Genomic DNA, 11,591 nt, shown 5'->3' with positions numbered 1-11,591 from the left:
AATGACGCGGCGGGCATTATGCTATGGTCACTTGCCAATACCTGCATAGGTCAGTATTGTTGACCTAAATAAACCTTGGGATATGCTGATGGTCGCCGGCCTGCCGCCTGTATCGCTCGATGACAAATATCGCTTTACCGAAGGGCGTGTGTTCATGTCCGGGGTGCAGGCGCTGGTCCGCTTGCCGCTGGTGCAGCAGGCGCGCGACAAGGCGGCGGGGCTTAACACCGGCGGCTTCATCTCCGGCTATCGTGGCTCGCCGCTTGGCACCTATGACCAGGAACTTTGGCGCGCCAAGAAGATGCTGGCGGAGCGCAACATCGTCTTCCAACCCGGCGTCAACGAAGAACTCGGCGCCACCGCGGTCTGGGGTTCGCAGCACGTCGGCATGCGCCCCGGCGCGACCGTCGATGGCGTCTTCGGCATCTGGTACGGCAAGGGCCCGGGCCTCGACCGCGCCATGGACGTGCTGAAGCACGCCAATGCCGCCGGCACCTCGCCCCATGGCGGCGTCCTTGCCATCGTCGGCGACGACCATGGCGCCAAATCCTCGACCCTGCCGCATCAGTCCGATCATAATTTCCAGGCGGCGTTCGTGCCGTTCCTGGCGCCGTCCTCGGTCCATGAATTCGTCGAATATGGCCTGCTCGGCCTCGCCATGAGCCGCTTTGCCGGCACCTGGGTCGGCTTCAAGGCCACCGCCGACACGGTCGAGACCAGCGCCACCATCGACCTCGCCAATGAATGGAAACCGATCATCATTCCGGATTTCGAATTTCCGGAAGGCGGCATCCATATCCGCGGCGGCGACATCTGGCGCGAGGAAGATACCCGCCTGCAACGCTACAAGGGCTTCGCCGCGCTCGCCTTTGCAAAGGCCAACCGGATCGACCGCATCGTCTGGGACACGCCGAAACCCCGCTTCGGCATCGTCACCACCGGCAAGGCCTATGCCGACACGATGGAGGCGCTCGACGAACTGGGCATCACCGCTGCCGTTGCTGCCGACATCGGGCTGCGCGTCTACAAGGTCGGCATGCCCTGGCCGCTCGAACCCGATGGCATGCGCGCCTTCGCCGAAGGGCTCGAGGAAGTCCTCGTCATCGAGGAAAAGCGCGAGTTCATCGAGCACCAGCTGAAATGGCAGCTGTATAACTGGAACCCTGCCGTCCGCCCGCGCATCGTCGGCAAGCATGACGAGCGCGGCGACTGGCTGCTGAGCCCCGACAATGAGCTGACCCCCGGCGTCATCGCCCATGTCATCGCGGCGCGCATCCAGCGTTATCACGACACCGAAAACATCCGCAAGACGCTGACGTTCTTCGACGACCAGTCGCGCAAGTCCGATGCCTATGTGACTCCCATCAAGCGCACACCCTATTTCTGCTCGGGCTGCCCGCACAACAGCTCGACCAAGCCGCCCGAGGGCCAGCGCGCGCTTGCCGGCATCGGCTGCCACATCATGGCGCTGTGGATGGACCGCGCCGAAACCTTCACCCAGATGGGCGGCGAAGGCGTGACCTGGGTCGGCGAGGCGCCGTTCACCAGCGAAAGGCACGTCTTCGCCAATCTGGGCGACGGCACCTATTTCCATTCGGGCCTGCTGGCGATCCGCCAGTCGATCGCGGCGGGCGTCAACATCACCTACAAGATCCTCTACAACGACGCTGTCGCCATGACCGGCGGCCAGAAACACGACGGCGAGCTGAGCGTCGACCAGATCGCCCAGCAGATGGTCGCCGAAAACGCCAGGAAGGTCGTCGTCCTGACGGAAGACCTGTCGCGTTACCAGGGGGTTGTGTTGCCGTCTTCCGTCCGGCTGCTCGATCGTTCGGCGCTGCCTGCCATCCAGGACGAATTCGCCGCCACCGCCGGCACCACGATCATCATCTTCGACCAGACCTGCGCCGCCGAAAAGCGCCGCCGGCGCAAGCGCAAGACGATGGTCGATCCGTCGCAGCGCATCTTCATCAACAGCGCCGTCTGCGAAGGCTGCGGCGATTGCTCGGTTCAATCGAACTGCGTGTCGATCGAGCCGCTGGAAACCGAATTCGGCCGCAAGCGCCGCATCAACCAGTCGAGTTGCAACAAGGACTATAGCTGCCTCAAGGGCTTCTGCCCGAGTTTTGTCACGATCGAAGGCGCCGAGGTCAAGAAATCCAAGGTCGATTTCGAATTCGCCGACGTGCCGGAGCCAAGCGTGCCCGCCCCCGGCCATGGCTATAACATCATGGTCACCGGCATCGGCGGCACCGGCGTGCTGACCGTGTCGGCGCTGCTCGGCACCGCCGGGCATCTGGAGGGGCTCGCGTCCACCACCGCCGACATGGCCGGCCTCGCGCAAAAGGGCGGCGCCGTGTACTCGCACGTCCGCCTGGCGACGAAGAACGAGGACCTGCTGAGCCCCCGCATCATCGCCGGCGGTGCCGACTTGGTGCTGGCCTGCGACGCCGTCGTCGCCGCCGACAAGCCGACCCAGACGCTGATGATCCCGACCCGCACCGCCGTCGTCGCCAATGCCGACATCGCGCCGACCGCCGATTTCGTCCGCAACCGCGACCTGGATTTCCGCTCGGCGCAGGTCGAAAAGGTCATTCGCGGCGCGTCCAACCCCAATGCCTGCGACTTCATCGCCGCCGATACCGTGGCCGTCTCACTGATGGGCGACGCCATCGCCTCCAACATCATCGTCATGGGCTATGCCTGGCAGAAGGGCCTCATCCCGCTGCAGCGCGCCAGCATCGAGGCGGCGATCGAACTGAACGGTGTCGCCGTCGACTTCAACAAGCGCGCGTTTGGATTGGGAAGGCTGCTCGCTACCCGCCCCGACAAGGTGCTGGCGATGGTCGAGGAGGCGCGCGGCCCGGCTGTCGCGCCGCCGGCGACGACGCTCGACGAGGTCATCGCCCGGCGCATCGCCGATCTGACCGCCTATCAGGACGTCGCCTATGCCGATCGCTTCGCCGCGCTGGTGGCGAAAGCCCGCGCCGCCGGCGGCGATGCCTTCGCCGAAGCCGTGGCAAGAAGCCATTACAAGCTGCTGGCCTACAAGGACGAATATGAAGTCGGCCGGCTCTATTCCGACGGTCGCTTCAAGGCGGCCTTCGACGCCCAGTTCAGCGGCGGCAACCTGAAGGTGCAACTCGCGCCGCCGTTCCTAAGCGGCCTCGACCCCGCCACCGGCCGCCCGAAAAAGCGCAGTTTCGGCCCGTGGATCTTCACCGCCTTCGGCCTGCTGGCGAAGATGAAGGGCCTGCGCGGCACCGCCTTCGACGTCTTCGGCTACAGCGCCGAACGCCGCGATGAACGCGCCGACATCGCCGCCTATGAGGGCGAGGTCGACCGCCTGATCGCCGGCCTGACCGACAGCAACGTCAGCATGGCAATCGCCATCGCCAAGCTGCCGATGGACGTCCGCGGTTTCGGCCCGGTCAAGGCTGCCCAGCGCGAGGCCGTCGCCAAGCGCCGGACGGCACTCTGGGCGAAATGGCCCGGCGAGGCGGCACGCGCAGCCGCCTGACCTCCTCCCCCTTACGGTGGAAGCGACTCGGCGCGGCCGAGCGGGTGGGGGTCGCGCGCCTGTGGCCACGCTGGGCTGCCCCCCAGGCCGGCTGCGCCATCTCTCGCTTTCCCCCCTCAGGGGGAAGACTCACCCCTCGGTCACGAAACATGCCCGCCCGGTAAACGCGATCTTCGCGCAGGCGTCGCGCGCCGCCGTCTTGTCCTTGTACGGCCCCATCTGCAGCTTGGTCACGCTGCCGTCGGCCTGGTAGATCGGCCGCTGCTTGCCGACGAGCTGTTTCTGTTTGGTCGCAACATCCGTCCAGGCGACCTCCGCCTGCGCCCGCTTGGCAAAGGCACCGAGCTGGACGCGCCAGCCGGCGGGCTTGGGCGGGAGCTTGACGGCAGGTTTGGGCAACAGCGCCGCAGTTTCAACCGTCTTGGGCCTGGACGCCTGAGCCGCGACCGCAGCCGGTCGGGGCGTCGGAACCGGCACCGCCGCAGTCGTTTCCACAGGCGTCGGCAGCGATGACGGTACCGCCACGCTTGCCACCGGCGGCGCCGCCGGGCGGGCCTCGAGCGTCGCGCTCCGCACGGCAGGCTGCGGAACCGGTGCGGAGATCGGCACCGGCGTCGACGCGGCCGCGGTCAACGGCGCCGGCCGCGCCGGCGGCAGGGTGGCGGGGCGTACCGGCGCCGGTGTCGTCAGCATCGATGCGGGCACCGGCGGCCGTACAGGCACGCTGCTTGCCACCGATACCGGCGCGACAGACGGCGGCGGCGGCCCCTGCACCGGTTTTACCAGCTGGGCCGAGGGCGGCAGGGCGGCCGGGTTCACCGCGGCGATGCCGGTCGGCGCCGGTGCCGTCGGCTCGGCAGCCTTGGCAAACACCACCGGCGGCGTGACCGGCGGCGTTGCGGGCGGCGTTACGGGCGGCAGGGGCTTGATCACTGCATCGCGATTCAAAGCCAGTGCCTGCCGGGGCGCGCCCGGCGCGAATTCGGGCGGCACGCCATTGCCGCCGGCGAGGCTCGTCGCCACCGCCCAGCCATTGGCGCGTTCCACCGGCGCGATGATGCCGGTCAGATTGTCCAGCGCGGTCTTGGCTTCCGGCAGGCCCTGCGCAGAGGCCCGCGCCAGATAGCCGTATGCCAGCGTCATGCTGCGCGGTACGCCATCGCCGTTCCAGCTGGCGACGCCGAGCACATATTGCGCCCGCATCTCGTTCTTGTCGGCCGCCGCCTTCAACCAGCGCACGGCTTCCGCCTTTTCGCCGGCCTGGAACAACAGGATGCCCAGATTGGCCTGCGCCGGCAGATGGCCCTTGGCCGCGGCCCGGCGATACCAGTCGCGGGCCAGCCCCAGGTCCTTGGGCACGGCGCGGCCCAGCTTGTACGCCTGGCCGATATTGAACATCGCATCGGCATCATTGCCGTTGGCAAAGGGCTGCCACATGGCGACGGCGCCGGCATAGTCCCCGGCGCGCCACAGCTCGACACCCTGCTTGACGCTCGGCGCCGGCGGCACCGGGGCGGCGACCGGCGCCGGTGCCGGCTTGGGCCGCGCCGCCAGGGCCGGAGCCGCGGCAAGCACCATCAACAGCGTCAATCCTACCCGCGCCAAACCAGCTCTCCACCCTTGATCGTCATCCGCACGTGCCCTGCCACCGGCAGGCCGTCGAACGGCGTATTGCCGGCACCCGTAAAGCGATCGCCATCGATCCGCCACGGCGCCGCTTCGTCGAACAGCATAAGATCGGCAGGTGAGCCGAGGCTTAACGTGCCGCCCGGCAATCCGAACAGCGCCGCCGGCGCCGCCGTCATGGTCGCCAACGCCTGTACGAGCGTAAACGTGCCCGACCGCACCAGCGACAGCGCCAGCGCCAGCAACGTCTCCGCCCCGGCCATGCCGGGCTTGGCATCGGCGAACGGTAGGCGCTTGTCTTCCTGGGTGCGCGGGTCATGGCCCGATGCGATGATGGTGATGGTGCCATCGGCGATGCCGGCCTCCACCGCACGCCGGTCGTCGTCGCTGCGCAACGGCGGCGACAGCCGCGCGAACGAGCGGAAACCCGCCACCGCCGTCTCGTTCAGCAGCCAGTGCGCCGGAGTCACCCCGGCCGTCACCGCAACACCGCGCGCCCGGGCATCGCGGACCAGCGCAATGCCCTCCGCCGTCGTCACCTGCCGGATGTGCAGCCGCGCGCCGGTCGCCTCCGCCAGCCTGATATCGCGGGCAATCGCCAAGCTCTCGGCAAAGGCCGGCGCCGCAGCGAGGCCCAGCCGCGTCGCATAATCCCCCTCGGTCGCCACGGCGCCGGCCGTCAACGCCGGGTCCTCGGCATGGGTCACCACCGGCAGGTCGAAGGCACGCGAATAGGACAATAGCCGGTGCATGACGGCGCTGCTGGCGATGGCGCCGCGCCCGGTCGCCACGCCGACAGCGCCCGCCGCCTGCCCCAGCCCGATCTCGGCGAGTTCCTGCCCCGCGAGGCCGCGCGTCGCCGCCACCAGCGGATGCACCCAGACGCCCGGCTTGCCCATCGCCTGCGCGAACGCCACCAGCGCCGGATCGTCGAGCGGCGGCCGCTGGTCGGGCATCAGCACCACGCGGGTGATGCCGCCGGCGTGGCAGGCCGCCGGATCGGCGCGGAACACGCCGGTGTCGATGAGCCCCGGGGCGAGCACCAGGCCGCTGCCGTCGATGAGCTCCGCCTCGGCCGGCGGCGCATCGCTGCCGATGCCGGCGATGACCCGGTCGCGAACCAGCACGGTCGCGACGCCGTCACGCCCCGACGCCGGGTCGATGACGCGCGCGCCGGTGATCGCCAGCGGCCTCATGGGTGGGGCCAGCCGGCGACTTCGCGCCGCGTCCGCGTCAGCACGTCGAGGCAGGCCATGCGCACCGCGACGCCCATCTCGACCTGTTCGGTGACGGCGCTGCGAACGATGTCGTCGGCGATGCTGCCGTCGATCTCCACGCCGCGGTTCATCGGGCCGGGGTGCATGACCAGCACATCGGGCGCGGCATGGGCCAGCCGCGCGTCGGTCAGCCCGAAAAAGCGGAAATATTCGCGCGTCGATGGCACATAGGCGCCATCCATCCGCTCGGTCTGCAACCGCAGCATCATCACCACGTCGACGCCGGCCAGCCCCTTGTCCATGTCGGTGAACACATCGACGCCCAATTGCTCGACATTGGCCGGCAGCAGCGTCGGCGGCGCCACCACCCGCACCTTGGCGCCCAATGACCCCAGCAGCTGAAAATTCGATCGCGCCACGCGGCTGTGCAGGATATCGCCGCAAATCGCCACCGTCAGGCCTTCAAGGCGGCCCTTGCGCCGCCGGATGGTCAGCGCATCGAGCAGGGCCTGGGTCGGGTGCTCGTGCCGCCCGTCGCCGGCATTGAGCACCGGGCAATCGACCTTTTCGGCGATCAGCTGCACCGCCCCCGACGATCCGTGCCGGATGACGATCAGGTCGGGGTGCATGGCGTTGAGCGTCAGCGCCGTGTCGAGCAGGGTCTCGCCCTTTTTTACCGACGATCCCTGCACGCCCAGGTTGACGACATCGGCGCCAAGCCGCTTGCCGGCGATCTCGAAGCTCAGCAGCGTCCGCGTCGAATTCTCGAAAAAGGCGTTGACCTGGGTCAGCCCCGCCAGACGATTGTCATGCTTCGACCGCCCGCGGTTGAGGTCGACCCACTGTTCCGCCTCGTCGAGCAGGAACAGCATTTCCCAAGGCTGGAGCGCGCCGATGCCGAGCAAGTGGGAATGCGGAAACGGATGAGCACCGGCGGCGATGGCGGGGTGCGGGGCATGCTTCATCGCCCGCGGGTTTAGGTCATCAGGCCCCCAAAGGGCAAGCCGTTCACCCCGAATTGCGCAGCCCCGCGGCAATGCCGTTGATCGTCAAGTGGATGCCCTCGGCGATGCGACCGTCCTCCTCACCGCCGCGCCGACGCCGGATCAGTTCGATCTGCAGCTCATTGAGCGGATCGATGTAGGGCAGCCGCAATTTCACCGATCGCGCCAGCGCCGGCTGGTTCTCCAGCAGCGCGCCCTGCCCCGTCAGCATCAGCAGCGTGTCGCGCGTGCGTTCCCAGCTCCCCGCGATCCGCCCAAAAATCGCGTCGCGCTGCGCCACATCGGGCACCAGCCCGGCATAACGGCGGGCGATCTCCATGTTCGACTTGGCCAGCACCATCTCCAGGTTCGACAGCGTCGCGCCCAGGAACGGCCACGCCGCGACCATCTCCGCCAGCAAGCCCTTGTCGGGATAATCGGCCAGCGCCTCCCCCGTCCCATACCAGCCCGGCAGCATGATCCGCGCCTGCGCCCAGCTGAACACCCAGGGGATGGCGCGCAAATCCTCGATACGGTCCGACGCGGTGCGCGACGCCGGGCGCGAGCCGATCTTCAGCTCGGCGATCTCGGTGATCGGCGTGCAGGCGCGGAAAAAGCCGTTGAAGCCCGGCGTCTCGTAAACCAGCGCGCGATAGCCGCGGTACGCCGCCGCGCTGATATCGGCCATGGCGGCCCGGAACCGCGCGAACTCGGCCTCGCTCAACCGCGGCGGCTCCAGGCTGGCGAGCACGGTCGCCGCCGCCATCGTTTCCAGGCTCACCGCCGCTACCGCCGGCGTGCCGTATTTCGACGCGATCACCTCGCCCTGTTCGGTGATGCGGATGCGGCCCATCACCGTGCCCTGCGGCTGGGCCCGGATGGCGTCGAACGCCGGCCCGCCGCCGCGGCCGACGGCGCCGCCGCGGCCGTGGAAAAGCTGCATCTGCAGGCCGCGCGCCGCGAACACCCCGGTCAGCGCCAGCGCGCCCTCGTGCAACGACCAGTTCGAGGTCAGATAACCACCATCCTTGTTCGAATCCGAATAGCCGATCATCACCTCCTGATGGCCGCGCTCGGTGGCCAGCGCCGCCGCCTTGGGGCGATCGAGGTAGCGCGCCATCACATCGGGCGCCGCCTCCAGGTCCGCGATCGTCTCGAACAGCGGCACCGCCATGACCGGGCAATGCGGCGGGTCGCCGGGCACATACAGCCCGACCTCCTTCAGCAGCACATAAACCTCGAGCAGATTGGCGACCCCGCTGGTCTTTGACACGATATAGGCGCGGATCGCCTCCGGCCCGAAGTTCCGGTGCGCCTCCGCAGCGGCGCGCAGGATCGCCATTTCCTTGCATGTTTCGGCGTCATAGTCGGCGTGCGAGTTGAACAGCAGCCGCGGCGATGCAAGTTCCGCCCCCAGCAGCGCCACCCGCGCCGCATCGTCCATGGCGCTGTAATCGCCCGGCACCCCGGCAACACGCAGCAGGTCGGCGACGACGCGGGCATGGACATCGGCATTCTGGCGCAGGTCGAGCGTCGCCAGGTGAAAGCCGAAGATGCGCACGGCGCGGATCAGCTGGTCCAGTCGTGCACCGACCATCGCCTTGCCGCCATGCGCCATCAGCGACGCCGCCACCGCCTCCAGGTCGGCCAACAGGTCCGCGGCACGATGATAGGGCGCGGCAGCAACGATCCCGGCCAGTCCCGGCGCCTTGCCGGTCAGCAGGCGGTAGCTGGCGGCGGTCCGCGCATAGACGCCGCTCAGGGCGCGGCGATAGGGCTCGTCGGCGCGGCTTGCCGCGGTGTCGCCGCTATTGTCCGCCAGTGCCGCCACCGCCTCCGACACCGCGACATGCGCCGACGACATCGACAGCTCGGCGCCCAGCACGTTGAGTTCGCGCAGATAATGCCCCAGCGCCACCCCCGCCTGCGCCGCCAGCGCCGCCTGCAGCGTGCCGGCATCGACATTGGGGTTGCCGTCTCGATCACCGCCGATCCAGCTTCCCGGCCGCAGGAACGGCGGCAGCGTCGCGCCGGTCAGTGCCTCCCATTCGGCATGGAGCCGCGGCAGGACGGGCAGGAAACTGCTTTCGAGATACGACAGTGCCGAGGCGATCTCGTCGGCGACGACGGGCTTCACCGCACGCAGCGGCCGCGTCTGCCACAGGATGGTGATCTGGCGGACCAGTTCGGCCTCGGTCGCCATGTCGCAGAACCCCGCCTGGCATTGCGCCATCAGCGCCGCGATCGCCGCCTCGCGGTCGATCATGCTCTTCCTGCGCACCTCGGTCGGGTGGGCGGTCAATACCGGCGCGATCAGTGCGCGCTGCAGCAGCGCCGTGACCTCGGCGCGAGGCACCCCGGCCGCCGCCAGCCGGTCGATCGCGCCGGCCAGCGTCGCCTCGCGCCGGCCGCTGCCGCCGCGATCCTCGGCCAGGTTGGCGAGCAGCGAAAACAGCAGGAAGCCGCGCACGAAGCGGAGCGTGTCGCCAAGCTCGAGCCGCTCGAGCCGCTCCTCGAGCGCCCGCCGCGACGCCCCGTCCGGCGCCCGGTGCGCGGCGACACTGGCCTGGCGGATACCTTCGATCGCGTCGAACACCGCGGCGCCGTCCTGTTCGCGAATGACATCGCCGAGCAGCCGCCCGAGATAGCGGACATCCTCGCGATCGGAAGCGGGCGCAGGCTGGTTCATGGCGGCAGTGAAGCGTGTGGCGTCGCCATTGTCGATGCCAAATGTTGCAGCGCAACAGCTCGCTACCGGCAGCTCCGCAAAATCCGGTCTCGACCGCCGGACGCCGACGGTCGAGATTCTACACTCGCAGGTCGATCGGTGCTGACCGGTTGTGTCTTGTAACGGCCTTCGGGCCGGTTATGGTAACGTTCCCATGATCAACGCGCTGGACATGCCGCCGGTCCGTTGATGCCCGCAATGCCCGACAACACCCCTCGAAGAACTGGATCGCTGATGGCCCTCGCGCCGACCGTGGCTGCCGCCCCCCCAGAGACGCCCCAGAGGGTCGACGCCCCCGACCTGCGCATCTTCGTCTTCGGGCTGTTCTTCATCTTCGGCGGCATCACCAGCCTCAACGATGTCATCATTCCCAAGCTGAAGGACCTTTTTACCCTCAGCTATGCCCAGGCGATGCTGGTGCAATCAGCGTTTTTCGCCGCCTATTTCATCATGTCGCTGCCCGGTGCCGCCATCGTCAAGCGGCTCGGCTACATGCGCAGCGCCGCGATCGGCCTGCTGACCATGACCGCAGGCTGCCTGATGTTCATCCCGGCATCGCAATCGGGGCAGTTTCCGCTGTTCCTGCTGGCGCTGTTCGTCCTCGCCAGCGGCGTCACGCTGGTCCAGGTCGTCGCCAATCCGCTGATCTCGCTATTGGGACCACCCCTCACCGCCCATAGCCGGCTGACGTTTGCGCAGGCCTTCAACTCGCTCGGCACCACGATCTTCCCGTTTTTCGGTGCGATCATCATCCTCGGCGGCCTCGCCACCGTCGATCCGGCGACGCTTAGCGGCGCTGCGCTCGACGCCTATCGCACCGCGGAGACCCAAGTCGTCGTCCGCACCTACCTCGGCCTTGCCGCGGCGCTGGTCATCATCGCCGCCGTCGTCTGGACCCGCCGCCATCGCCTCACCAACGATCGCAGCGACGATGTCAGCATCACAAGGGCCTTCGACCTGCTGAAACGGCCTCGCTTTGCCTGGGGGGCTGCCTGCATATTCCTCTATGTCGGTGCCGAAGTCGCCATCGGCTCGCTGATCGTCAACTATCTGATGCGCCCCGAAGTCATGGGCCTTGCCGAACAGGACGCCGGCAAGCACCTGCCGCTCTACTGGGGCGGCGCCCTCGTCGGCCGCTTCATCGGCGCCTGGCTGCTGCGTCTGGTGTCGCCCGGCAAGCTGCTCGCGACTGTCGCCGCCGTCGCCATTGCCCTGCTGGCGCTGTCAGCGAACAGCGGCGGCGCCATCGCCGGCTGGACGTTGCTGGGCATCGGCCTGTTCAATTCGATCATGTTCCCGACCATCTTCAGCCTGGCGAGCGAGGGCCTGGGCAAGCGCGCCGCCGAAGGATCGGGCCTCATCTGCGTCGCCATCGTCGGCGGCGCCATCATCCCGCCCCTCACCGGCAGCGTCGCCGATGCCAGCAACCTGCAGATGGCGCTGGTGGTACCGGCGCTGTGCTATGCGGTGATAGCAGGATATGGCCTCTATGCGCGCCGGCCGCTGGTGCGCTGACG

Annotated in this window: 6 protein-coding genes; 2 read left to right on the top strand and 4 right to left on the bottom strand. The window is 68.3% G+C overall.

The annotated features are described in order from the left end of the window. Positions 1–82: 82 nt before the first annotated feature. On the top strand, positions 83–3,520 hold the full coding sequence (locus tag ACP7AI_RS03230; protein ID WP_426164005.1) for an indolepyruvate ferredoxin oxidoreductase family protein: 3,438 nt from the start codon (positions 83–85) through the stop codon (positions 3,518–3,520). 129 nt (positions 3,521–3,649) lie between these two features. Here the strand turns inward: ACP7AI_RS03230 and ACP7AI_RS03225 are convergent, their stop codons facing one another. The 4 genes from ACP7AI_RS03225 to ppc are packed head-to-tail and all read right to left on the bottom strand — an operon-like array spanning position 3,650 to position 10,035. Further along, the gene (locus ACP7AI_RS03225) at positions 3,650–5,098 is read right to left on the bottom strand and encodes an SPOR domain-containing protein (RefSeq protein WP_426166542.1); all 1,449 of its coding nucleotides are present in this window, start codon (positions 5,096–5,098) and stop codon (positions 3,650–3,652) included. Between the two features lie 14 nt (positions 5,099–5,112). After that, positions 5,113–6,342: a dihydroorotase gene (locus ACP7AI_RS03220; protein WP_426164003.1), complete on the bottom strand. Its 1,230-nt coding sequence runs from the start codon at positions 6,340–6,342 to the stop codon at positions 5,113–5,115. Then, a complete protein-coding gene (locus ACP7AI_RS03215) occupies positions 6,339–7,328 on the bottom strand; it encodes an aspartate carbamoyltransferase catalytic subunit (protein ID WP_426164001.1) in 990 nt (329 codons plus the stop codon). The genes ACP7AI_RS03220 and ACP7AI_RS03215 overlap by 4 nt, the downstream gene beginning before the upstream one ends. Before the next feature lie 43 nt (positions 7,329–7,371). After that, the gene (gene ppc, locus ACP7AI_RS03210; RefSeq protein ID WP_426163999.1) at positions 7,372–10,035 is read right to left on the bottom strand and encodes a phosphoenolpyruvate carboxylase; all 2,664 of its coding nucleotides are present in this window, start codon (positions 10,033–10,035) and stop codon (positions 7,372–7,374) included. A gap of 273 nt (positions 10,036–10,308) precedes the next feature. Here ppc and ACP7AI_RS03205 point away from each other — a divergent pair, with 273 nt between their 5' ends. Further along, positions 10,309–11,589, top strand: a complete 1,281-nt coding sequence (locus ACP7AI_RS03205; protein ID WP_426163997.1) for a sugar MFS transporter — start codon at positions 10,309–10,311, stop codon at positions 11,587–11,589. Positions 11,590–11,591: the final 2 nt, after the last annotated feature.

Source organism: Sandarakinorhabdus sp. DWP1-3-1, assembly GCF_049896705.1.
In the GTDB taxonomy this organism is placed as follows: Bacteria; Pseudomonadota; Alphaproteobacteria; order Sphingomonadales; family Sphingomonadaceae; genus Sandarakinorhabdus.
This window is presented reverse-complemented; position numbering and strand designations above follow the sequence as displayed.